Source organism: Candidatus Limnocylindrales bacterium, assembly GCA_035571835.1.
In the GTDB taxonomy this organism is placed as follows: domain Bacteria; phylum Desulfobacterota; class Binatia; order UBA1149; family CAITLU01; genus DATNBU01.
The window spans coordinates 1-23,348 of record DATNBU010000022.1 but is presented as its reverse complement, the minus strand read 5'-3'; the positions used below and the strand labels follow the sequence as shown (position 1 = coordinate 23,348).

The window sequence follows — 23,348 nt, the reverse complement described above, 5'->3', positions numbered from 1 at the left end:
TTACTCCGTTGCTCCGGCGGCGTGCCCGGCGCCCGACGGCGCTTCGTACGTCACGGATGTGGGCGTGCCCGGCAGGCGCACTTTTGCAGGACGTGCATCGCCGACGTGTCCGGCCGCGGCCATCGCCGCCGGCGGAATGCGGTGGATCGCCGTCGCCACCGACGCATGCATCGTGTCGAAGAACGGCTTCGGGTAAACGCCCATCACGAACGCGAGCACGATCAGCGGGACGATCACGGCGAGCTCACGCCCACTCATGTCCTTCATCGCCAGGTTCTTCTCGTTGGTGACCTCGCCGAACATCACGCGCTGGTACATCCACAGCATGTAGGCTGCGCCGAGCACGACGCCGCTGGCGGCGATCGCGCCGAGCACGTGGTCGAAGCGGAACCCGCCGAGCAGGATCAGGAACTCGCCGACGAATCCGTTCATGCCCGGAAGCCCGATCGACGACAGCATGATCAGCAGAAAGCAGACGGCGTAGACCGGGAGCGGCTTCCACAGGCCGCCGTACTCGGAGATCAGGCGCGTGTGTCGCCTTTCGTAGACGACGCCGACGAGAAGGAAGAGTGCTCCGGTCGAGACGCCGTGGTTCAGCATCTGGTAGACCGCGCCTTCGACGCCGGGCGTGTTCAGCGACGCGATCCCGAGCATCACGAAGCCGAGGTGACTCACCGAAGAGTACGCCACGAGCTTCTTCATGTCGGGCTGGACCATCGCGACCAGCGCGCCGTAGACGATGCCGATGACGGCCAGCACCGCGATCCAGGTCGCCGAAGCTGCCATCACGTTCGGGAACAGCGGGATCACGAAGCGCAGGAACCCGTACGTGCCCATCTTGAGCAGCACGCCGGCGAGGATCACCGAGCCGCCGGTCGGAGCCTCCACGTGCGCGTCGGGGAGCCACGTGTGCAGCGGAAACATCGGCACCTTGACCGCGAACGCGAGGAAGAACGCAAGGAAGCACAGCGTAGCCGCCGACGTCGGCATCGCCGTGCCGTAAAGGTCGGTGAGCGCGAAGCTCGGCACCCCGGCCGCCTGCGTATGCGCGAAGACGAGGTAAAGGATCGCGGCCAGCATCGGCAGCGACCCGACCATCGTGAACAGCAGGAACTTGATCGACGCGTACATGCGCCGCTCGCCGCCCCAGACGCCGATGATCAGGAACATCGGCACCAGCATCAGCTCCCAGAACACGTAGAACAGCAGCAGGTCGAGCGCGACGAGCGTGCCGAGCATCGTGGTCTCGAGCAGCAGCATCGCGACCAGGTAGCCTTTGACCTTGGTGTGGACGGTGTCCATCGCCGAAACCAGCACGAGCGGCGTCAGGAACACGGTCAGTGCAACCAGCAGCAGCGAGATGCCGTCGATGCCGACGAAGTAGGACGCTCCGATCCCCGGCAGCCAGCCGAAATGCTCGACGAACTGGAAATCGCCGTACTTGCGGTCGAACAGGTTCCACAGCTCGAACGCGAAGAACGCGGGGACGAGCGAGACGGCGACGGCCAGCCAGCTCATCAGCGCGCGCGAGCGGTTCGGTACCAGCGCGACCAGAAGCGCGCCAATGGCCGGGGTGAACACCAGAAGCGTCAGCAGATGCCTGGTCACTGGCCACCTGCCATCGAAAGCGCGAACACGGCGATCGCAAGACCGACGAGCACCGTCAGCATGTAGTGCTGCACGTTGCCGGTCGACCAGCGGCGCAGCACGCCGCCGAAGCCGACCGCGGCGGCAGCGGTACCGTTGGCCGCGCCGTCGATCACCGCGACGTCGACATCCTGCCACAGCGCTTCGCTGCCGCGCATGACCGGCTGGACGACGACGTGGTCGTAGAGCGCGTCGACATCGTATGCGCGCTGCACGCGCGGATAGACGCTGCGAAGCGAGCGCGCCATGCCGCGGTCGGCGCGCGGATCGCGCGAGTACATGATCCAGGCCGTGCCCATGCCGAGCAGCGCCGCACCCACCGAGACGGCCATCAGCAGCCATTCGGTTTCGTGCGAAAGCCCGAGCTCGTGGTGGCCGACCGACGGCGCGAGGTAGCTGGCGAACGCATCGTGGCCGCCGAGCGAGGCCGGAAGACCGACGTATCCGCCGACGACCGACAGCACCGCGAGGACGATGAGCGGCAGCGTCATCACGCGCGGGCTCTCGTGCGCGTGCGACCACGTGTGATGGTCGCCGCGGAACTCCCCGCGGAACGTCAGCACGTACAGCCGCGTCATGTAGAACGCGGTCAGCATCGCGCCCACCACGCCGCAGATCCACAGGTTGGTGTGGCCGGTCGCGAACGCGGACGCGAGGATCTCGTCCTTCGAGAAGAAGCCGGCAAAGCCGGGGATGCCGGAGATCGCGAGCACGCCGATCGCGAACGTCCAGTGCGTGGTCGGCATCTTTTCCATCACGCCGCCCATGCGGCGGATGTCCTGCTCCTCGTGCAGGCCGTGGATCACGCTGCCGGCGCCGAGGAACATCAGGGCCTTGAAGAACGCGTGCGTCATCACGTGGAAGATGCCCGCACCGAACGCTCCGACGCCGAGCGCGAGGAACATGTAGCCGAGCTGGGAGACCGTGGAATACGCGAGGACTTTCTTGATGTCGTTCTGCGTGACGCCGATCGTCGCGGCCATCAGTGCCGTGGTCGCACCGATCCCACCGACGATTTCGAGCGCGAACGGCGAGGCTTCGAACAGGCCGTGGAGCCGCGCGACCATGTAGACGCCGGCGGTGACCATCGTGGCCGCGTGGATCAGTGCGGAAACCGGCGTCGGGCCGGCCATCGCGTCCGGCAGCCAGACGTAGAGCGGAATCTGCGCGGACTTGCCCGTTGCGCCGACGAACAGCAGCAGCGCGGCCGCGGTCGCGATGCCGGGGCTGAGGGATGCGGCCGATGCATTGATCGTCTCGAACGAAAGGCTCGCCGAACCCATGTCGGCCAGCGACCAGAACAGCGTGAACATGCCGAGCAGGAAGCCCGCGTCCCCGATGCGGTTGACGAGGAACGCTTTCTTGCCGGCCGACGCCTTGTCCGGATCGGTGTACCAGAAGCCGATCAGTAGGTAGCTGCACAGGCCCACGCCTTCCCAGCCGACGAACATGACCGGAAGGTTGCCGGCCAGCACCAGCACGAGCATCGCGGCCATGAACAGGTTGAGGTACGCAAAAAAGCGCGCGTAGTCCTCGTCGTGCGCCATGTAGCCGGTCGAATAGATGTGGATCAGCAGGCCGACGCCCGTGACGATCATGACCATCACCGACGAGAGCGCGTCGACGCGGAAGCTCATGTTGACGGCGAGGTCGCCCGAACGCAGCCATTCGTAGCCGGGATCGAACAGCGCAAGCCCGGCCGGCCCGTTGAACACCGCGAGGAATGCGGTGGCCGCGAGCACGAAGCTCGCGAGCACGCTGGCGCACGCGACCAGCCCGACCGCGCGGCGGCCGAGGCGATTTCCGAGCGCGACATGGAACAGCACGCCCACAAGAGGCGCCAGCGGAATGTAGCGGAGGTAGGTCGCGGCTTGCGCGACGGGTGCGGCGGCTTCTGCGTGCATTCCGGAATACCTGTCAGCTCACCACTTGAGCAGGGCGATTTCGTCGGCGGCGATGGTCTGGCGATTGCGGAACAGCGCGAGGATCACGGCGAGGCCGACGGCCGCTTCCGCGGCTGCGACCGTCATCACGAAGAAGACGATCGACTGTCCGTTCATCGCCCCGGTGTTGTGGGCCGCGGCCACGAACGCGAGGTTGGCCGCGTTCAGCATCAGCTCGACCGACATGAAGATGATCAGCACGTTCCTGCGCACGACGACGCCGATGGCGCCGATCGCCATCAGGATTGCCGACAGCACCAGCCAGTGCGTGAGTCCGATGGTACCGGCGGCGCTCAATGTCCCGTGACCTCCTCGGCATTCTCGGCCGCGCTGCGCTTGGCGAGCACGACCGATCCGACGACGGCAACCAGCAGCAGCAGCGACGTGAGCTCGAACGCAACGAGGTAGCGCCCGAACATCTGCCGCGCGAGCACGACGGTGGTGCCGAATTCGGCCGGCAGCAGCGCTCCGGCCGGCTGGACGACGCGCGCCATCGCGAGTGCGAGCCCGCCGGCAATGATCGCGCCGGCGGCGAAGCCCGCCGCCGTGACCTTCGGCTTCTCGCCGATGCCGTGGTCGGACTCGAGGTTGAGCAGCGTGATCACGAATAGGAACAGCACCATCACGGCGCCGGCGTAGACGATGATCTGCAGCGCGGCCAGCAGATGGGCCTGCAGGAACGCGAAGAAGACCGCCAGCAGCGACATCACCGCCACCAGCGCGAGCGCGCTGCGCACGGGGCTTTTCGCGAGCACGACGGCAAGTGCGAAAATGACCGAGGCGGTCGCCATCGGATAGAAGAGGAACGGGCTCATACCGGTTTCTCGAAATAGAGGATGAGCGCGGCGGTCAGGATCAGGTTGGCGATCGCGATGGGGACCATGCCCTGCCAGCCGAGGCGCATGAGCTGGTCGTAGCGGAAGCGCGGGATCGTCCAGCGGATCAGGATCTGCAGCCAGCAGAAGAACAGCACCTTCAGCATGAACGCGCCGACCTGCAGCAGCGTCACCGCCAGCGCCGGAACCGCAAGCGTCGCCATGCCGGGAAGCGCGAGGCCGGCCTTCGAGAGGTACGGGACCTGCCAGCCGCCGAAGAACAGCGTCGTCACCAGCCCGGCGACCATCACGCTCTCGGCGAAGTCGGACAGCATGAACGAGGCCTGCTTGCCGCCCGAATATTCGGTGAAGTAGCCGGCGATCAGCTCGGACTCGCACTCGGGCAGATCGAACGGCACGCGCTTCGACTCGGCGATGCCGGCGACGAAGATGATCAGGAACGCGACCGGCTGGTAGAAGATTCCCCAGTTCGGGAGAAACCCGAGAAACAGCCCGCCCTGCTGGCGCACCATCGCCTGAAGATCGAGCGACCCGTAGAACAGGATCATGCTGACCAGCGCGACCCCCATCGCGAGCTCGTACGAGATCATCTGCGCGCTGCCGCGGATGCTTCCGAGAAGCGCCCAGCGGTTGTTCGACGCCCAGCCGGCAAGCGCGACGCCGTAGACGCCCATCGACACCAGCGCCGAGACGTACAGCACGCCGACGTCGAGGCGCACCGCCTGCAGCTCCACCGTCCTGCCGAAGATCTCCGCGGTGTCGCCGAATGGAACCGCGACCATCGTCACGACCGCCGGAAACAGCGCGAGGAACGGCGCAATCGCGTGCACGAACTTGTCGGCACCTTCCGGCACGAACTCTTCCTTGGTGAAGAGCTTCATCGGATCGGCGATCAGCGTGTTCACGAAGCCGAGATTGAACGGCATGATGCCGAGGATGCTGGCGCGGTTGGCGCCGACGCGGTTCTGGATGAGCGCGCTGCCCTTGCGCTCGATCCACAGCAGCATCGCCGCCAGGTTGAGCACCATGAAGATCACGATGAACGACTTGGCGCCCGGAATGATCCAGTCGAAGAGGAGGGTGTCGCTCACGCTGCTATTTCCCGCCTCTATCCAGTTTGTCGATCAGCGCGACGGCGCTCTCGACCGTGAGGTTCTCGACGTAGCGGTCGTTGTTGAGCTGCAGCATCGGCGCGGTGTCGCACGATCCGAGGCACTCGGCGCGCTCGATCGACCATTTGCCGTCTGCCGAAACTTCGCCCGCGGCAACGCCGGTGCGCCGGCAGACCGCGTCATAGATGTCTTCGGCGCCGCGCAGGTAGCACGACAGGTTGGTGCAGATCGCGATGTGCGAGCGTCCCATCGGGCGCCGCCAGTACATCGTGTAGAAGCTGACCACGCCTTCGACCCAGGCCTGCGGCAGATCCATCAGGCCGGCCACGTACGTCTGTACGGATGGGCTGATCCAGCCGAACTCGCGCTGCGCGAGCCACAGCACCGGCATCAGCGCGGCGCGGCGCTCGGGATACCGGGTGAGGATCTCGTTGTACTCCGCCATCGCCCTCGGGCCGAAGGAGACCGGGCCCGTGTCCACGGCGGCGTCGGTTGTCGAATGCTGAGCCATCGGTTGTCCGTTCGATCCGCGACGCGCGTCAGCGGTCGCATTCCCCGCCGATCATGTTGACGAGTCCGAAGATCGCCGTGAGGTCCGAGACCATGTGGCCGCGGCACATCTCTTCGAGCGCGGCCATTCCGTACCAGCACGGAGGACGCACACGCACGCGATACGGGCGCCCGCTGCCGTCGCTGACGATGTAGAAGCCGAGCTCGCCGTTGGCGCCTTCGCCCGCGAAGTAGATCTCACCGGCGGGCACGCGCACGCCCTCGATGACGATCTTGAAGTGGTTCATCAGGCCTTCGATGTTCTCGTAGACGTCTTTCTTGTCGGGCAGCACGTAGCGCGGGTCGTCCACGCTGACGCGTCCCGCCGGCATCTGCTTGAAGGCCTGGTCGATGATGCGGATCGACTGCTTCATCTCCTCGAAACGGACCGAGAAGCGGTCAAAGTTGTCGCCCTTGGTGCCGACCGGAACCTCGAAGTCGAAGCGGTCGTAGAGCATGTACGGTGCGGCCTTGCGCACGTCGTAGGAAACGCCGGTCGCGCGCAGCAGCGGGCCGGTCAGGCCGTACGACAGCGCTTGCTCGCTGGTGAGCACGCCGATGTTGTTCATGCGGTCGGCGAAGATGCGGTTGCGCTCGAGCAGCTTCTCGCTGTCGATGAGCACTTCCTCGGTGCGCTTGATCGCCGCGCGCACTTCCTGCTCGAAGTTCGGCGGCACGTCGCGCGTCAGGCCGCCGACGCGCCCGTAGCTGACCGTAACGCGCGCACCGGTCACGTGCGCGTTCAGGTTGTAGTACATCTCGCGCGCTTCGTTCATGTAGAAGCCGGCCGAGATCGCGCCGAGCTCGGTCACCGACATGCCGAGGCAGGTCAGGTGATCGGCGATGCGCGAGCATTCCGACAGGATCACGCGGATGTACTGCGCGCGCTCGGGAGCCTGGATTCCGCAGAGGCGCTCGACGCCCTCGCAGAAGATCATGTTGTTGATCTGCGGCGACGCGTAGTTGAGACGGTCGGTGTACGGGATCGCCTGCGTCCACGTGCCCTGCTCGCACATCTTCTCGAAGCCGCGGTGCAGGTAGCCGAGCGTCGTGTCCATCGAAATAATGTTCTCGCCGTCGAGGCGAAGGTCGAACTTGACGGTCCCGTGGCATGCCGGATGCGAAGGGCCCATCTGCAGCTCCATGATCTCCGACAGCGGGTCGGAGGCCATGGCGAGATTCTTTCGGGTTTCTTCGGTGCTCATCGTTCGCGCTCAGTGATCTCGCGTGCCGTCACTGTTTTCTGGGCCACGGATTGGCCAGCGGATCGCGCTCGGGCGTGAGCGGCTGGCGCTTCTGGTACGGGTAGCTCTTGCGAAGCGGATGGCCCTCGAACTCCGGGTACATCAGGATGCGACGCGGATCCGGGTGGCCTTCGAAGACGACGCCGAACATGTCCCAGATCTCGCGCTCGGCCCAGTTGACGCCGGCGTACACGTGGGAGGACGTCGGCATGACCGCCTCGGCCGCATCGACGACGGTCTTGACCACGACCATGGCCGACCAGTCGCTGATCGACCGCACGATGTAGACGACTTCGAGAAGGCCCTGCGGGGCCTCGCGGTCGATCGCGGTCGCATCGACGAACAGCTTGAACTCGAGGCCGGGGGCGTCGCGAAGGTACCGGAGGACTTCGGGCATCTCCGTCGAGCCGACGAGAATCATCGGCATGAGCGATCCTTCGACCGCACGGGCGTCGCTGGCAGGAACGGCGGCGGCCACCTTCGCGGCCAGATCCTGGACGTCTAGCGCCATTCGAGCGCTCCCTTGCGCCACGCGTAGGCGTAACCCACGAGCAGGATCGCGACGAACGTCATCATTTCGACGAAGCCGAACATCCCGAGCTCCCGGTAGATGACCGCCCACGGGTACATGAACACGACCTCCACATCGAAAACGATGAAGAGGATGGCCACCATGTAGAACTTGATCGAAAAACGCCCCCACCCCGGCCCGGTCGGCTCGTTTCCGCATTCGAAGGCCGCGCTTTTGATGTCGGTCGGACGTTTCGGGCCGAGCAGGCGATTGAGGTTCGTCATCGCACCGACGATGACGCCGCCGATGATGAGCGAAATCAGTACCGGGATGTAGTCGGTCATCATTGCGATCGGGTACCAGTGGAAAAGCGGGCAGTTGTGCCCCCTTTCGACCGGCGGCAACCCGGCCTTATCGCCAGCCCGTGACACGATGTCAAAAAAGCCGGGGCGCCATCCGAACCGGCGAGGATTGCGCAGAACACAGGCTTGCCGCGCCGGAGGTGGCTGTGTACGAAACCCGCGAGATGCCTGCCAAGATGGTTCCCAGAATGCCGCCCAGCATGCCTCCCAGTATGCCTCCCGCGACGCCTCCGATCATCGCTCCGGTCGCCGGCCTCGAAGACGCGAGGGAGTTCTGCGACCGCGTCGCCCGGCAGACGTGGCCGGGAGCCCGAGTCGCATCGATCGCTCCGATGCGCGGGGATGCATCGACGCGAAGCTACGCCCGCGCCCACCTCGCGGGCGGCGCCGCGCCCCACAGCGTGGTCGTGATGATTCTTCAGGATGCTGCGGTCGCGCTTTCGTCCGAGGAGCTCGGCGTTTTCGGCAAGGATGGCCCGAAGGAGCTCGCGTTCGTCAACGTCGGCCGTTTTCTGGCGGGCCGGACCGAGGCCGTCCCCGCGATTCATGCCCTTTCGCAGGATCGGCGATTCCTCGTACTGGAAGACGTCGGCGATGTTCCGCTCTGGGACGCGGCCGGCAGTGATCCGAAGCGCACCGAAGAGCTCTTCGCGAGCGCGCTCGACCTGCTCGCCGATCTGCAGGCACGCGCCGTGGACGACGGCAGCGGCTGCTATGCCTTCGCACAGTCCTTCGACGAGCGGCTCTTCGCGTGGGAGTTCGAGCATTTCCTCGAGTACGGCATCGACAGGGACGCACCGCAGGCACTGGTCGCGGCGAGCCGGCAGGAGCTTGCCGCCGTCGCGGCGCGCCTCGCCGCGCTGCCGCAGGTGTTCTCGCACCGCGACTATCATGCGTGGAACATCCACGTGCACGGCGGAAAGCTTCGGCTGATCGATTTCCAGGATGCGCTGCTCGCGCCCGCGCTCTACGACGTGGCGTCGCTGCTGACCGATCGCATCACGCCCGAGCGCATCACGCCCGATCTCGAAGAGACGCTGCTCGCGCGCTACTTCTCCCGCCAGCAGGCGGGACGGCTCGCGAGCATCGATGCGACGCGCGCCGCGTACCGCCTCGTCGCGCTTCAGCGCGTGCTCAAGGTCGTCGGTCGCTTTCACTATCTGAACGAAGTGAAGGGCAAGCCGCACTATCTCGGTTTTCTACCGGCGGTCTGCCGGACAGCGCGCCGCCTGCTTGCAACCAGCGAAGGCGTCGGTGCGACGGCCGAGCTCTTCGAGATCGCCGGACGCGATCCCGCGCGCACGCCGGACCAGCCGCGCACCGCCGCCGGAAAACGGATCTAGGTTGGCCGCACGCAGCAACGGCAAAAGCGGCAATGCCGACGAAACCGGCGGGCTTCGCGCGATGATCCTGGCGGCCGGGCGCGGCGAACGGCTTCGCCCGCTTACCGACACGACGCCGAAACCGCTCGTGGTCGTCGGCGGAAAACCGCTCATCGAATATGCGCTCGATTCCGTGCAGCGCGCCGGAATCGACGAGGTCGTGATCAATCTTCATCATCTCGGTGAGCAGATCCGCGCGCACGTCGGCGACGGGTCGCGTTTCGGCGTTCGCGTACATTACAGCCAGGAAGACATCCTGCAGGACACCGGCGGCGGAATTCGTGACGCACGCCGTTATCTCGACGGCAGCACTTTCGTCACGATGAATTCGGATACGATCGTGGACGTCGACCTCACGGAGATCGTGCGCGTTCACCGTGCGAGCGGCGCAATCGCAACGATGCTCCTGCGCAAGGACCCCAGGATGGAATCGTTCGGTATCATCGAAACCGAGAGCGACGGACGTGTCGGACGATTTCTCGGACGCGCGCGGCAGGGAATGCAGGCGCCGCTCGAGCCGTGGATGTACACCGGTGTCCAGGTGCTCGAACCGGCGGTTTTTCGATATCTCGACTACGAAGGTCCGTTTTCGATCACGAAACTTTCCTATCCGGCCATGCTCGATGCCGGAGAGAAGATTACCGGCCTGCCGTTCGACGGCGCATGGATCACGGTCGGAACTCCGGCCGAGCTCGAACAGGCGGCAAAACGGATCGGTGCAATGCAAAAACGGTCGCTGGACAACGCGTAGCGTCGAACGTTAAGATCAACGCTCAGGTTGGGGGTTTGGGCACGCGATCGGGACGAAGGGGGCCAAATGGGAATCACGATCATTCAGAAGAGTGACCTGTCCACCCGAAAGAAGAATCCGAAAGTTGCGCTGGTGCTGGCAGGGGGTGCCGTCACCGGTGGAGCATTCAAGCTCGGCGGACTGAAAGCGCTCGACGATTTCCTCATCAATCGCAAGACGACGGATTTCGATCTTTACGTCGGACTGAGCGCAGGCGCGCTTCTTTCCGCGCCGCTCGCGGCCGGCGTGCCGCCTTCCGAAACACTGCGCGCGCTCGACGGATCGTCGTCGATCGTCTCGCAGTTCATGCCGCGCCACTTCTACAATCCGAACTACGAAGAGCTTCTGAGAAAGCCGGCCGAATTCATCGCCGACCTTGCGCTGTTCATGCCGCGCACGCTGCAGAAGATGATTTCGCGCTCGCCGCACCTCGTCGACCGCCTGCGTCCGGCGCTGCGCGTGTTTCAGAAACAGCCGTCGCTTTCGACGCTTCAGGATGTCGCCGCGCCGATCGTCCGCGAGATCCTCGCCAACCGCATCCCGATGCCGCAGGACTACCTGCCGTCGGGCCTGTTCGACAACTCGACGATCGAGCACTACCTGCGCGACAATTTCGAGCGCAACGGCATCCCGAACGACTTCAAGCAGTTCCACGATCGCATCGGCAAAGAGCTCTATATCTGCGCGATGAACCTCGACACCGCCGAGCGCGTCGTCTTCGGCCACAACCAGGACGCATCGGCGAAGATCTCCGAGGCCATCCAGGCGTCGACCGCCCTGCCCGGCTTCTACAAGCCGGCGCGCATCAACGGCACCGACTACGTCGACGGCGGAGTGCGGCACACCGCCAACATCGACGTTGCCATCGAGCAGGGTGCGGATCTCGTCATCTGCTACAACCCGTTCCGCCCGTTCAACAACCGCGTGCACCGCAGGTTCGACATGGAAACCGGCCAGTGGGTCACCGAAGGTACGCCGATCGCCGACAGCGGCATGACGGGCGTGATCAACCAGGTGTTCCGCACGCTGCTGCACACGCGCCTGCAGTACGGCATCCGCCAGTACCAGGAAGATCCCAAGTTCCGCGGCGACATCATCCTGATCGAGCCGGCGGAGACCGACGTGCACATGTTCTCGATGAATCCGCTCGCGCTGTGGGACGGCCCGCGCGCCGGCCGCTACGGCTACTCGTCGGTCACGCAGACGATCGACACGCACTACGACATCGTCAAGCAGATCCTCGGCTCCTACGGCATCCTGATGACCCGCCGCGAAGTGCGCGCAGGCCTCGAGAAGATGAACAAGGGAAGCTTCGGGGAAACGACGGTCGAGGTGCTGCTGCGCGACGTGCCGCGGCGGAGTCTGGGCGTCGCGTAATACCGGCGTAGCGCATCCGGGCTTCCTTGCCTTGCTGCCACCGCCCGCTAAACTCCGCCCGCTTTGCGAATCCTCGTCACAGGCTCGAGCGGTCTGATCGGCTCGGAAGCCGTGCTGTGGTGCGACGGCCAGGGCCACACCGTCCACGGCATCGACAACAACATGCGTCGCGACTTCTTCGGCGAGAAGGGCGACACACGCTGGATGCTCGCGAGACTGCGCGAGAACACGAAGCGCTTCACCCATGTCGACGCCGACATCCGCGACCGCTCGCGCATGATGGACCTTTGGCGTGAGATCCGCCCGGAGCTCGTGATCCACTGCGCGTCGCAGCCGAGCCACGATCTCGCTGCGACGCGTCCGCTCGACGACTTCGACGTCAATGCGGTCGGCACGATCAACCTTCTCGAAGCCACGCGCCTTTGCGCGCCGGAGGCCGTCTTCGTGCTGATGAGCACGAACAAGGTCTACGGCGACAGCCCCAACACCCTGCCGCTCGTCGAGACCGAGACCCGCTACGACTACGCCGATCCGGCCGACTACGACGGCATCCGCGAAACCCAGTCGATCGACCAGAACCTGCACAGCGTGTTCGGCGCCAGCAAGGTCGCGGCCGACGTGATGACGCAGGAGTACGGCCGCTACTTCGGGCTGCGCACCGGAACGTTTCGCGGCGGCTGCCTGACCGGCCCCTCGCATTCCGGCGTCGAGCTGCACGGCTTCCTCAACTACCTCGCGAAGGTCGCCGTGGCGGGCGAGCACTACCGGATCTTCGGCTACAAGGGCAAGCAGGTCCGCGACCAGATCCACAGTTACGACGTGATGCAGGCGATCTGGGCATTCGCGGAGAATCCGCGGCCCGGCGAGGTCTACAATCTCGGCGGCGGCCGCGACAACGCGGCGAGCGTGCTCGAGTGCATCGCAAAGATCGAAGCGATGCTCGGCCGCCGGATGGACACGAGCTACCACGACGAGGCGCGCAAGGGCGACCACATCTGCTACATCTCGGACCTGTCGAAATTCCGCCGCGACTATCCGTCGTGGCAGCTCACGCGCAGCTTCGACCGCATCCTCGAGGAGCTGGTCCCCGCCGTTTACGATGCTGCCAAAGTCTCGTGACCGCCACCGGTAGCGACACGTGAAGCTGTCGGTCATCATTCCGGTCTACAACGAAGAGAAGAACCTGCCGGGGACGCTCGATGCGTTTCTTCCGGTGCTGCGCGGTGAACGGATCGACTTCGAGCTCGTCGTCGTCAACGACAACAGCCACGACCAGACCGAAGACATCGTCCTCGAGCGCATGAAGACCGATCCGGAGATCGTGCTCGTCAACAACCTTCCGCCGAACGGGTTCGGCCGTGCAATCCGCGCCGGTCTCGAGAACTTCTCCGGCGACGCGGTCGCGATCGTCATGGCCGACCGGTCGGACGAGCCGGCAGACCTCGTGCGCTGCTTTCGCGAGCTCGAAAAAGGCTACGACTGCGTGTTCGGTTCGCGCTTCCGTCAGGGCAGCACGGTGGTCGCCTACCCGCCGGTCAAGCTGGCGGTCAACCGCATCGTCAACCGCGCGCTCCAGGTAATGTTCCTGACGCGCTTCAACGACCTGACCAATGCATTCAAGGTCTACCGCCGCGAAGCGATCGAAGGGCTCGGCCCGCTGCAGGCGTGCCATTTCAACATCACCATCGAGCTGTCGCTCGGCTGCGTGATCCGCGGCTACCGGATCTCGGAGATCCCGATCAGCTGGTCGGGCCGGACATGGGGAGTCTCCAATTTGCGGCTACGTCAGATGGGACGAAAGTATCTCGCGACGCTGCTCAAGGTCTGGCTCGAACGCCTGCTGATCGCCGACGACATCCACGCCGAGATGGTGAAGGGCCGCACGCGCACGAGGCGCCACGGATGACCGACATCTCGAAGCTCTACAGCGAGCGCTTTCCCGAATCGGATCACGCCGGCCGACAGAGGATCTGGCAGGCACTGTGCGAAGGCTTTTTCGATGATCTCGTCGGTGCCGATGCGACCGTCCTCGACATCGCGTGCGGATACGGCGAGTTCATCAACGCGGTCCGCTGCCGCGAGCGCATTGCCATCGACATCAATCCCGACGCGAAGAAGTTCCTGCGGCCCGACGTCACGTTCTTCAACCAGTCGTGCCTCCGGATGGATTCGATCGCGGACGAATCGGTCGACGTCGCATTCGAATCGAACTTCTTCGAGCATCTCGCAAGCAAGGACGAGGTCCGCAGCGTGGTCGAAGAAGTCCGGCGCAAGCTTCGTCCCGGGGGACGCTTCATCATGCTGCAGCCGAACGTCCGCTACGTGGGCGGCGCGTACTGGGACTTCTGGGATCACCTGGTCCCGATGACCGAGCGGAGCCTTGCCGAGCTGCTGGTCAACTCGGGCTTCCGCATCCACAAGATGATTCCGAGATTCCTGCCCTACACGACGAGGAGCCGCATTCCGCAGCATCCGTGGCTGGTGCGTCTGTACCTCAAGGTGCCGGCGGTCTGGAAAATCCTCGGCAAGCAGTTCCTCGTGGTTGCCGAGAAGTAGAAACGATGCGGCCGGCGACCATCGTCGTGACCGGCGGCGCCGGGTTCGTGGGATCGGCGCTCGCGCTCGATCGCAAGCAGAGCGACCCCGCCGCGCGCGTGATCGCGTTCGACAACCTCCGGCGCAAAGGCTCGGAGCTGAACCTTCCGCGCCTCGAGGCCGCCGGTGTCGAATTCGTCCGTGGTGACGTGCGCAGCACCGACGACATCGCGGCGCTTCCAGCGTGCGACCTGCTGATCGAATGTGCTGCCGAGCCATCGGTTCTTGCGAGCTACGGGCCGGACCTGCGCTACGTGCTCGACACCAACCTGGTCGGCACGCTGAACCTGCTCGAGTACTGCCGCGAGCACGGCTCGAAAATGCTCTTCCTGTCGACGAGCCGGGTCTATCCGGTGGCCACGCTGTCCGGACTTCGGCTCGTCGAAACCGCGACGCGCTTCGAGCTCGACGGCGAGCAGACGATCGCCGGAGCGTCGGCTCGCGGCATTTCGGAGGAGTTTCCGCTCGGCGGCGTGCGCTCGATCTACGGCGCGACCAAGCTCGCGTCGGAAATGTTCATCGAGGAATACGCGGCGGCCCACGGCCTCGATGCCATCGTCGATCGCTGCGGGGTCCTTTCGGGTCCGTGGCAGATGGGAAAGATCGATCAGGGCGTCGTCGTGCTCTGGGTAGCCCGCCACGTCTACGGCGGCAGGCTCGACTACATCGGTTACGGCGGAACCGGCAAGCAGGTGCGCGACGTGCTGCACATCGACGATCTCTGCGATCTGGTCGAGATCCAGCTCGCGCGCTTCGAGTCGCTGCGCGGAGGCGTGTTCGCCGTCGGCGGAGGCCGCAGCTGCTCGACCTCGCTGGTCGAGCTGACCGATCTTTGCCGGCGCATCACCGGACGCACGATCGAGATCGGATCAACGGCCGAGAACCGTCCCGCGGATGTGCCGGTCTACATCACCGACAACTCGCGCATTCGTTCGGCGACCGGCTGGACGCCGGCGCGCTCGATGGAACAGATCGTCACCGATGTGCACGACTGGATTCTCTCGGCGAAGGACGAGCTGGCGCCGGTTCTGGGCGGCTGACCTTTCTTTTCGGGATCAGCTTGGAAAAAGCCTTCTTGATGTCGACCGACTTGCCGGTGATCGACTTGCCCGATCCCGGGCGTGTTTTCTTCGACGGTGGATTCCGCACCTCCGCCCCCTTCGCAGACGCCGCCGCCCTGGCGGCCGCGGCGAGCTCCGGATTGCCGCCGGTGTGGTCTTTGAGGAAGGCCGCGCAGCCGTTGTCGTCCTTGTCGCCGATGCCGATATCGAAAGGCGTCAGCAGCCCGACGATCGGCGCGAGCAGGTAATCGACCTTCTCCATGAAGCCGCCGACCGGCCCGAGCCGGAGCGGATCGGGATAGTAATCGAGATTGGCAAGCCGGCCCTCGACGCGAAGACGCTGGCGAAGCGCCAGCAGGCTGATGTCCTTCGGATGCGGCGAGATCGACATGTCGAGCTTCTCGGTCGCAAGGTTCAGGTGCACGTCGGCCGTGATGTTGGTGTCGTCGGTATCGATGACGAACATGTTGCTGCGGACGTCGCCGTCCTTTGCGGTCAGGTCGAAGGCGGCACAGCGAACCGGGATCGGCTCGTCGCCGCGGAAAACCACACCGAGCGACTGCATCACGTCGAGCCCGGCCAGCTCAACCAGAAGATGGCTGACGCGTGCGTCGGCGAGTGCCAGGCGGATGCTGCCGTCGGCGGTGGCAGCCATCTCGCGCACCGATCGGCCGCGCATGGCGAGCTTGATCTGTCCGCCGAGCGACCCGTGCGTCTCGTCGGTAAACGGCGTGTCTCCGAGGATGCGGGCGATGCGTACGCCGCGCGCGCTGAGGTCGCCTTCGACGCGCGGCTGGCCGCCGTCGGCATGCAGGGTTGCGTTGAGCTCCACGCGGCCATTGGCGACGTCGAACGTCGCCGGCGCTGCTTGCAGGACCCCGTCCTTCAGAAGGAATTTGAGGTCGAGCTTGTCGATCGGCAGATGGTTCGGCGGATTGACGTGATCGGCACGCAGCCGTGCATCGATATCCATGGCCTGCAGTCGCGGCACGTCGATCGACGTGTCGGGCAGCACGAGGCCCGAACGCACCTGCTGGGCAACCTCGGCCTTCTGCTCGGCCGATGCCGTCTCGCCCGGCTTCGCGCTCGGAGGCGCGCCGACGAGTCCGGCAAGGTCGTCGAAGTCGAGATTCTTCGACCGGAAGTCGGCGGTCATGATCGGCCGCTTGCCGCCGAGCGCGACCGCGAGATCTCCCGACAGATCGCTGTCGCCCATTTTTCCGTTGAAGTCCCGGTAGCGCCACGTGCTGGTCTCGTGCTCGAGCCGGCCGGCGAGGCTGTACGGCGGAGAATCCGGGAGCACCACGCCGATCAGCGGAAACAGCTTCGCCATCGAGCTGCCCTTGATGTTCATCTGCACGTCGAGACCGCCCTGGTCGAGCGGTCCGCGGAGATGTCCCTTGATGGTCGCCGACGTGTCGCCGGCCGTAATCGAAACGTCGAGCGGATACGGCGTCTTCTCGTCGTGCAGCGCGGCGATCGAGCCGGCATTGAGCACCAGCCTCGCGTCCATTTTCTGGTAGCGCCCGCGGGCATCGAGCCTCACGTTGGCTGCCACCGTGCCCCTGGCCTGGCTGAGCTGGAGGTCGATGTCCGACTCGGGCGCACCTTGACGAAAGTACGTCAGGTGCGCGCTGCGGATCATCACGTTCTTGATCGCCGGTACTTCGGTGCGGTCATCCGGCGTCGCCGCTTTGGTCGGCCATAGCGTCCAGTTATTGGTTCCGTCCTTCTGCGCTTCGAGGCGGACGATTGCGCGGTCCAGCATGAGGCGCGGGAAGACGATGTCGCCGTGCAGCAGGCGGCGAAGCGCGAGCCCGATCCGGAAGCGGCCGACCTCGACCATTTCCTTCTGCTTGCTCCACGGAGCGTTGCCGAACGTGACGTCTTCGAGCACGAGGTGAGGATGCCAGGTCAGGATGCGCAGGTGCCCGGGCCCGCGAATTACGAACTCCCGTCCGGTGGTCGACGTGATCAGATACGGAAGGGCACGTTTCCAGTTGGCTGCGAGTGCGATGACAACGACGAGCACAGCGGTGAAGAGAACACCGAAGATTCCAAGAACGACGCGCAGGGCGCGCGATCGCCCGCTGCGGTTGCCGGCAGGCATCGAACAGTACGACGCCTCGCGATCGGGGCTGTTCGACGCGGTGGTGGATTGAGCGCATGCGCGCGACGAATAGATCGCAGCCGGGGCGCGTAGCGGCGCAGGTGCCCGCAGAGCTGCGCTACGGAGTCGACAGATCTCCGCAGCGAGCTTCTATGACCGCTGCCTAGCGACCGACGTCGGCATTGTTTGTCGTGCCAAGTCGCCGGCCGACATCCGCGTTGGTCGTCGTACCGAGATGCCGGCCGGGATCAGGGCTGGTGGTGCCGAGACGCCGTCCAAGATCGGAGTTGGTCGTTGCACCAGGAGGATTCTGCATGCCGGGTGCGGTGCCGGACAGTCCCGGAGTCGCTCCGAGCGGCGGAGGCGCGCCGAGCTGGCCCGGAGCGCTGTTTGGCGCAGTTCCGAGCTGTCCGGGAGCGCCTCCGGGTGCTGTTCCCATCGTGCCGGGGGCACTGCCCATGGAACCGGTGCTGCCGGCACCGGATGCTCCGCCGCCCGTCGTCTGCGCAAATGCGGCGGAGCCGGTCGCGAGAACGCCCGCGAACGCCGCGGCCAGAATTCTGCGTTGGTGAAGATGCGTCATGGGGACCTCCGTGCGCCGTAATGTTCAGGAGGGACGCCCGTCAAGAAACGGCCATTCAAGAAGCCCGGCGCAGCGGAGCGCAAAAAAAGGGAGCTTCCTTCGAAGCTCCCTTTCTTTGCTTGCTGTCCCGATTGCCGGCGCGCCGAGCGGTGCGCCGCAAACAGTCGGTTGTCAGGCGTTCGGGAAGATCTGCTGCATTTTGAGCGCGAGGCTCATGTCGCCCTTGATCTTCAGCTTTCCGCCCATGAATGCCATCTGCGGATTGAGCTTGCCCGTGATCATGTCGAGGTAATCGCTCGCCGCCATCGTGATCGTGATGTTCGGCTTGTCGTTCGGCGTGCCCTGCGCGACGTTGCAGGTGCCGTTGGCAACTGCGACCTGCCAGGTTCCACCGTTATCGCCGGTGAGGTCGAACTGGTACGTGGCGTTCACGCCGGACGCCGCCGCCGCGTTGAAACGCGAGGGCATCATGTCGAAAACTTGCTGAGCGCTGGTAGGTACGTCTGCCATGGTATCTCCTGATCCTCCGAAGGGGTCGAATTTCCGGCTTTCCTAGGGGACGCTTCGGATCTTGTCAAAGCGGGAAGTAGAACTTCCGATGAACGGGCGTCCCGGCATGCCATGACAGGAAGCCGGATTGAGGCGATTTTCACTCCCGCTGCCCCAACAAAAAGCCCCCCGGGGTTCCGGGGGGCTTCTTGCGAACCCTTTACGGGTTCGGTGTTCGCCTGTGAGGGTGTTTGGCGGTGGTACGAACCGGGCGGACGTACCTTTTTTGTTAACGGATCAGGTCGTTGTTCTTTCGGACCAAGTCCTACTTGCGGGACTTCGCTTTCTTGCGGCGCTTCGGGGCAGCACCCTCGGCAGCGGGTGCAGCGGCCTTCTTCGCCCTGCGCTTGCCGGCCTTCTTCTTGCCGGCCTTCTTCTTGGTGGCCTTTTTCTTGCCAGCCTTCTTCTTGGTCGCCTTCTTCTTGCCGGCCTTTTTCTTGCCAGCCTTCTTCTTCGATGCCTTCTTTCTTCCAGCCATTGGTTTGCCTCCTTCAGCTGTTATCCGCGATCACCCTCGCAGGCGAAGCATCGAACGCGTATGCACTCCCGTGCATACAAAACGAATTATAGTGAGCCTGTGACAAGGTAGTCAACAAAAACACACCCGAGAACGTGCATTCGTGCACGTGCATGACGATTCCCGGATGTGATGTGCGCAAAGATGACGTCATGCGAAGGCGTCGCGACCCGGATAAACCGCTCGCTTCCCGAGTGCCTGCTCGATCCGCAGAAGCTGGTTGTACTTTGCCGTTCTCTCACCGCGTGAAAGCGATCCGGTCTTGATCTGACCGGCTCCGACAGCCACCGCGAGATCGGCGATCGTGGCATCTTCGGTCTCGCCCGACCTGTGCGAAATCATCGATGTATACCGGGCTTTTTTAGCAGTCTGGATTGTCTCGAGCGTCTCGGTGAGCGAGCCGATCTGATTCACTTTGATCAGGATCGAGTTGGCCGCGCCGGCCTCGATGCCGCGTTCGAGACGCTCCCGATTGGTCACGAAAAGGTCGTCGCCGACGACCTGGACCTTGCGTCCGATCTTCTTCGTGAGCTCGATCCAGCCGTCCCAGTCGTCCTCGGCGAGACCGTCTTCGATCGACAGGATCGGATATCGGCCGACCAGTTTTTCGTACAGCTTGACCATCTGGGATGACGTCAGGCGGGCTCCGGTCGACTTGTGGAAGACGTAACGTCCGTCCTTCCAGAGCTCGGTGGCCGCCGCATCGAGAGCGAGGGAAATGTGCTTTCCAGGCTTATATCCGGCCTTTTCGACCGCCTCGAGGACGACGCCGATGGCGGCGTCGTTGCTCGCGAGGTCGGGCGCGAAGCCGCCCTCGTCACCGACGTTGGTGCTCTGTTTGCGCCCCTTGAGAACCGCCTTGAGCGCGTGGAATACCTCGGCGCCCATCCGGAGCGCGTCGGCGAACGTCCGCGCGCCGTGCGGCACGATCATGAACTCCTGGAAGTCGAGCCGGTTGTCCGCATGGGCACCGCCGTTGACGATGTTCATGAGCGGAACGGGCAGGATCCTCGCCTTCGCGCCGCCGATCGAGCGGAACAGCGGCTGCCCGGTCGCGGCTGCGGCCGCGTGCGCCGCGGCAAGCGAGACGCCGAGGATCGCATTGGCGCCGATACGGCCTTTGTTCGGCGTACCGTCGAGGTCGATCATCTTGCGATCGATCGCCCGCTGGTCGCGCACGTCCATGCCTTTGACTGCCGGGGCGAGAATCTTCGAGACGTTCGTGACCGCCTTGAGGACACCCTTTCCGCCGTAGCGCTTCTTGTCGCCGTCGCGAAGCTCGAGCGCTTCGTGGGCACCGGTCGATGCGCCCGACGGGACACATGCGCGCCCGACGAATCCACCGGCGACGCGGACCTCGGCTTCGACGGTCGGGTTTCCGCGCGAATCGAGAATCTCACGCGCCGTTACGGACTCAATCTTCATCTTTCGCTGGTCTCCTTGTGTGGGCGCGGCTCGCAGACATTGAACATGGAGGCGGCCGCACGCTATCTTGAGCGTCCCGCAGCCGCCCGACGGGTCGCGGGCGAAACCGATGCGCTCGTCTCACACATTCTTTCTCTGGATGGTTCGCGCCCTTGGCGTTTTCGCGATGGTTCTCGCTTATTCCCTGTTTCTCGGCCCGTTCGGCTTTCGCGGCCTGCGTGCCCAGCAGGGAAGCGTCGCCGAGAGATCCACACGCGTGTTCGAGCGCGTTCAGGCCAACCGCGACCTCGAGAAGCGTCTGGACGCGCTTCAGAACGACCCGCGCGCGCTCGATTCGGAGCTGCGCGCTTCCCAGAACTGGGTCCGTCCCGGCGAGGTCATGATCGTGCTCCCGTCGGACGGGAGCACGACCGCGGCCCGCTAGCCTGCCGTCTTCCGCGCGTCGCTCTTACGATTCCCCTGCACGTTCGCCCATCGGCGATTGCTTACGAGCAACCGCTGGTGGCTCCGCAGTTGTGGCACTTATAGCAGGCGCCGTTGCGGATCATGATCGAGCCGCAGTCCGAGCACGTCGGCGCATCGCTCTGCGACAGGATGAAGTCCGTCGGTTTGCCCTGCTGTCCGCCTTCGAGAAGCTCGAGCTTCGGGCGCGCCGGCGCAGCCGCCTGACGGGCCTGCGCAGCGTGAGCCACTGCCGTTTCCGCCGCGACTGCTGCCGCCGCCGTCGCCGCGCCGGCCTCTCCACCGAAACGCGTACCGAGGAAGCGGAAGATGTAGTCCGTCAGCGACTTCGCGACCGGGATGTCCGGGTTCTTGGTGAAACCCGACGGCTCGAAGCGGACGTGGGCGAACTTGTTGACGAGCGCCTCGAGCGGCACGCCGTACTGCATCGACATCGACGTCAGCGTCGCGATCGTGTCCATCAGGCCCGAGATCGTGCTGCCTTCCTTGGCCATCTTGATGAAGATCTCGCCAGGCGCGCCGTCGTCGAAGAAGCCGACGTGGATGTAGCCTTCGTGCCCGGCCACATCGAATTTGTGCCGGATCGAGCGGCAATCGGCCGGCAGGCGCCGCCGCTGCGGCCTTACCGCCTCGTCGGCCGCGGCCTTTTCGGCGGTCGCGCCGGTGTTGAGCGGCTGGCTCTTCTTGCAGCCGTCGCGATAGATCGCGACCGCCTTGAGCCCGAGCTTCCACGACTCCAGGTAGATGCGGCTGACGTCTTCGACGGTCGCCTCGGGCGGCATGTTGACGGTCTTGCTGATGGCGCCGGACAGGAACGGCTGGACCGCGCCCATCATGCGGACGTGGCCGCCGGGCTCGATCGAGCGCACGCCGGAGCGCGGCTTGAACGCGCAGTCGAAGACCGCGAGGTGCTCGGCCTTCAGATGCGGGGCGCCTTCGATCGTGTCGTTCTCGTCGATGTGCTCGAGGATGTCGGCGACCTCGCGGGTCTCGTAGCCGAGCTTGCGAAGCGCGCGCGTGACCGTCGTGTTGACGAACTTGAGCATCCCGCCGCCGACGAGCTTCTTGTACTTGACCAGCGCGATGTCGGGCTCCACGCCGGTGGTGTCGCAATCCATCATGAACGCGATCGTGCCGGTCGGCGCGAGCACCGTGACCTGGGAATTGCGCACGCCGTGCTCGCGGCCCATCGTCGCAGCTTCGTCCCACACTTCCCGGCTGGCCGACAGCAGGTCGAGCGGCACGTAGGCCGAGTCGATCGCGCGCGACTTCTCGCGGTGCTTGTCGAGGACGCGGATCTGCGGCTCGCGGTTGGCGGCGAAGCCGGCGTAGGGGCCGAGCGCACCGGCGATCCGCGCCGACTGCACGTACGCCTCGCCGCACATCAGCGACGTGACGGCCGCCGAGAACGTGCGGCCCGCGTCGGAATCGTACGGAAGACCCATCGACATGAGCAGCGCGCCGAGGTTTGCATAGCCGAGGCCGAGCTGGCGGTACTCGTGCGAGGTTTTCTCGATTTCCGGCGTCGGATAGCTGGATTTCGCGACCACGATGTCCTGGGCCGTAATGATGACGTCGACCGCGTGCTTGAAGCCGTCGACATCGAAGCGGCCGCTCGGGTCGGTGAACTTCATGAGGTTCAGCGACGCCAGATTGCAGGCCGAGTTGTCGAGATGCATGTACTCGCTGCACGGATTGGATGCGTTGATGCGTCCCGTGTTCGGGCACGTGTGCCAGTCGTTGATGGTGGTATCGAACTGCAGTCCGGGATCGCCGCAGAAATGCGCCTGCTCGGCGATCAGCTGCCACAGCTGCCGGGCCCGGATCGCTGCGTTCGGCTTGCCGTCGGTCACGTTCTTCGTGTGCCAGTTGGCGTCGTTCTCGACGGCCTTCATGAACTCGTCGGTGACGCGCACCGAGTTGTTCGCGTTCTGGAAGAACACCGACCCGTACGCTTCGCCGTCGATCGCGCCGTTATAGCCCGCGTCGATCAGCGCCCAGGCCTTCTTCTCCTCGTCGCCCTTGCAGCGGATGAAGTCCTCGATGTCGGGATGATCGATGTTGAGAACGACCATCTTCGCCGCGCGGCGGGTTTTGCCGCCCGACTTGATGACGCCGGCAGAGGCATCGGCTGCGCGCATGAACGAAACCGGACCGGAAGCCGTTCCGCCGCCGACCAGCGGCTCACGCGACGAGCGGATGTTCGAAAGGTTCACGCCCGAGCCGGAGCCGCCTTTGAAGATGACGCCTTCCTTGCGGTACCAGTCCAGGATCGACTCCATCGTATCGTCGA

At 64.9% G+C, this 23,348-nt stretch carries 23 protein-coding genes; 8 read left to right on the top strand and 15 right to left on the bottom strand.

All coding sequences use genetic code 11. From position 1 onward, the window contains the following. The 9 genes from VN634_09420 to VN634_09380 are packed head-to-tail and all read right to left on the bottom strand — an operon-like array spanning nt 1 to nt 8,189. Entirely contained in the window at nt 1-1,608 is a 1,608-nt protein-coding gene (locus VN634_09420; GenBank protein HXC51089.1) for an NADH-quinone oxidoreductase subunit M, read from the bottom strand. Beyond that, complete coding sequence (gene nuoL, locus VN634_09415; GenBank protein HXC51088.1) at nt 1,605-3,551, bottom strand: NADH-quinone oxidoreductase subunit L; 1,947 nt, start codon at nt 3,549-3,551, stop codon at nt 1,605-1,607. The genes VN634_09420 and nuoL overlap by 4 nt, the downstream gene beginning before the upstream one ends. 18 nt (nt 3,552-3,569) lie before the next feature. Further along, entirely contained in the window at nt 3,570-3,887 is a 318-nt protein-coding gene (gene nuoK, locus VN634_09410; protein ID HXC51087.1) for an NADH-quinone oxidoreductase subunit NuoK, read from the bottom strand. Continuing rightward, nucleotides 3,884-4,405: an NADH-quinone oxidoreductase subunit J gene (locus VN634_09405; protein ID HXC51086.1), complete on the bottom strand. Its 522-nt coding sequence runs from the start codon at nt 4,403-4,405 to the stop codon at nt 3,884-3,886. Before VN634_09405 ends, nuoK begins: the two co-directional genes overlap by 4 nt. Further along, nucleotides 4,402-5,517 carry a complex I subunit 1 family protein gene (locus VN634_09400; protein ID HXC51085.1) on the bottom strand — a complete coding sequence of 372 codons (1,116 nt, stop codon included), beginning with the start codon at nt 5,515-5,517 and terminating at the stop codon, nt 4,402-4,404. The genes VN634_09405 and VN634_09400 overlap by 4 nt, the downstream gene beginning before the upstream one ends. Nucleotides 5,518-5,521: 4 nt before the next feature. Next, nucleotides 5,522-6,049 (bottom strand): NAD(P)H-dependent oxidoreductase subunit E, encoded by a 528-nt coding sequence (locus VN634_09395; GenBank protein ID HXC51084.1) that lies wholly within the window; start codon nt 6,047-6,049, stop codon nt 5,522-5,524. A gap of 28 nt (nt 6,050-6,077) precedes the next feature. Continuing rightward, a complete protein-coding gene (locus tag VN634_09390; protein HXC51083.1) occupies nt 6,078-7,292 on the bottom strand; it encodes an NADH-quinone oxidoreductase subunit D in 1,215 nt (404 codons plus the stop codon). A gap of 28 nt (nt 7,293-7,320) precedes the next feature. Beyond that, a complete protein-coding gene (locus tag VN634_09385) occupies nt 7,321-7,842 on the bottom strand; it encodes an NADH-quinone oxidoreductase subunit C (GenBank protein HXC51082.1) in 522 nt (173 codons plus the stop codon). Next, nucleotides 7,833-8,189, bottom strand: a complete 357-nt coding sequence (locus tag VN634_09380; GenBank protein HXC51081.1) for an NADH-quinone oxidoreductase subunit A — start codon at nt 8,187-8,189, stop codon at nt 7,833-7,835. The genes VN634_09385 and VN634_09380 overlap by 10 nt, the downstream gene beginning before the upstream one ends. Nucleotides 8,190-8,404: 215 nt before the next feature. On the opposite strand from VN634_09380, the gene VN634_09375 reads away from it, so the two are divergent. From VN634_09375 to VN634_09345, 7 genes are all read left to right on the top strand, one after another. After that, entirely contained in the window at nt 8,405-9,547 is a 1,143-nt protein-coding gene (locus tag VN634_09375; GenBank protein ID HXC51080.1) for a phosphotransferase, read from the top strand. A 1-nt stretch (nt 9,548) separates the two neighbouring features. Further along, nucleotides 9,549-10,337, top strand: a complete 789-nt coding sequence (locus VN634_09370; protein HXC51079.1) for a nucleotidyltransferase family protein — start codon at nt 9,549-9,551, stop codon at nt 10,335-10,337. Nucleotides 10,338-10,403: 66 nt separating this feature from the next. After that, nucleotides 10,404-11,753, top strand: coding sequence for a patatin-like phospholipase family protein (locus VN634_09365; protein HXC51078.1), 1,350 nt, complete (start codon nt 10,404-10,406; stop codon nt 11,751-11,753). A 63-nt stretch (nt 11,754-11,816) separates the two neighbouring features. After that, the gene (locus VN634_09360; GenBank protein HXC51077.1) at nt 11,817-12,872 is read left to right on the top strand and encodes an NAD-dependent epimerase/dehydratase family protein; all 1,056 of its coding nucleotides are present in this window, start codon (nt 11,817-11,819) and stop codon (nt 12,870-12,872) included. 19 nt (nt 12,873-12,891) lie between these two features. Next, complete coding sequence (locus VN634_09355) at nt 12,892-13,659, top strand: glycosyltransferase family 2 protein (protein HXC51076.1); 768 nt, start codon at nt 12,892-12,894, stop codon at nt 13,657-13,659. Next, on the top strand, nt 13,656-14,309 hold the full coding sequence (locus VN634_09350) for a class I SAM-dependent methyltransferase (GenBank protein HXC51075.1): 654 nt from the start codon (nt 13,656-13,658) through the stop codon (nt 14,307-14,309). The genes VN634_09355 and VN634_09350 overlap by 4 nt, the downstream gene beginning before the upstream one ends. A 5-nt stretch (nt 14,310-14,314) precedes the next feature. After that, on the top strand, nt 14,315-15,388 hold the full coding sequence (locus VN634_09345; protein HXC51074.1) for an NAD-dependent epimerase/dehydratase family protein: 1,074 nt from the start codon (nt 14,315-14,317) through the stop codon (nt 15,386-15,388). Here the strand turns inward: VN634_09345 and VN634_09340 are convergent. From VN634_09340 to eno, 5 genes are all read right to left on the bottom strand, one after another. Further along, entirely contained in the window at nt 15,324-17,519 is a 2,196-nt protein-coding gene (locus tag VN634_09340; protein HXC51073.1) for an AsmA family protein, read from the bottom strand. The two genes, VN634_09345 and VN634_09340, sit on opposite strands and share 65 nt — an antisense overlap. Nucleotides 17,520-17,682: 163 nt before the next feature. Beyond that, nucleotides 17,683-18,102: a hypothetical protein gene (locus VN634_09335; GenBank protein HXC51072.1), complete on the bottom strand. Its 420-nt coding sequence runs from the start codon at nt 18,100-18,102 to the stop codon at nt 17,683-17,685. Nucleotides 18,103-18,273: 171 nt separating this feature from the next. Continuing rightward, entirely contained in the window at nt 18,274-18,612 is a 339-nt protein-coding gene (locus tag VN634_09330; GenBank protein ID HXC51071.1) for an SCP2 sterol-binding domain-containing protein, read from the bottom strand. A 304-nt stretch (nt 18,613-18,916) separates the two neighbouring features. After that, nucleotides 18,917-19,129, bottom strand: a complete 213-nt coding sequence (locus VN634_09325) for a hypothetical protein (protein ID HXC51070.1) — start codon at nt 19,127-19,129, stop codon at nt 18,917-18,919. Nucleotides 19,130-19,318: 189 nt separating this feature from the next. Next, the gene (eno, locus tag VN634_09320; protein HXC51069.1) at nt 19,319-20,593 is read right to left on the bottom strand and encodes a phosphopyruvate hydratase; all 1,275 of its coding nucleotides are present in this window, start codon (nt 20,591-20,593) and stop codon (nt 19,319-19,321) included. A 166-nt stretch (nt 20,594-20,759) separates the two neighbouring features. Here eno and VN634_09315 point away from each other — a divergent pair, with 166 nt between their 5' ends. Further along, nucleotides 20,760-21,017, top strand: coding sequence for a hypothetical protein (locus VN634_09315; GenBank protein HXC51068.1), 258 nt, complete (start codon nt 20,760-20,762; stop codon nt 21,015-21,017). Between the two features lie 61 nt (nt 21,018-21,078). On the opposite strand, the gene VN634_09310 is transcribed toward VN634_09315, so the two are convergent. After that, nucleotides 21,079-23,348 (bottom strand): vitamin B12-dependent ribonucleotide reductase (locus tag VN634_09310; protein ID HXC51067.1); only part of this gene is annotated, 2,270 nt, incomplete at its 5' end.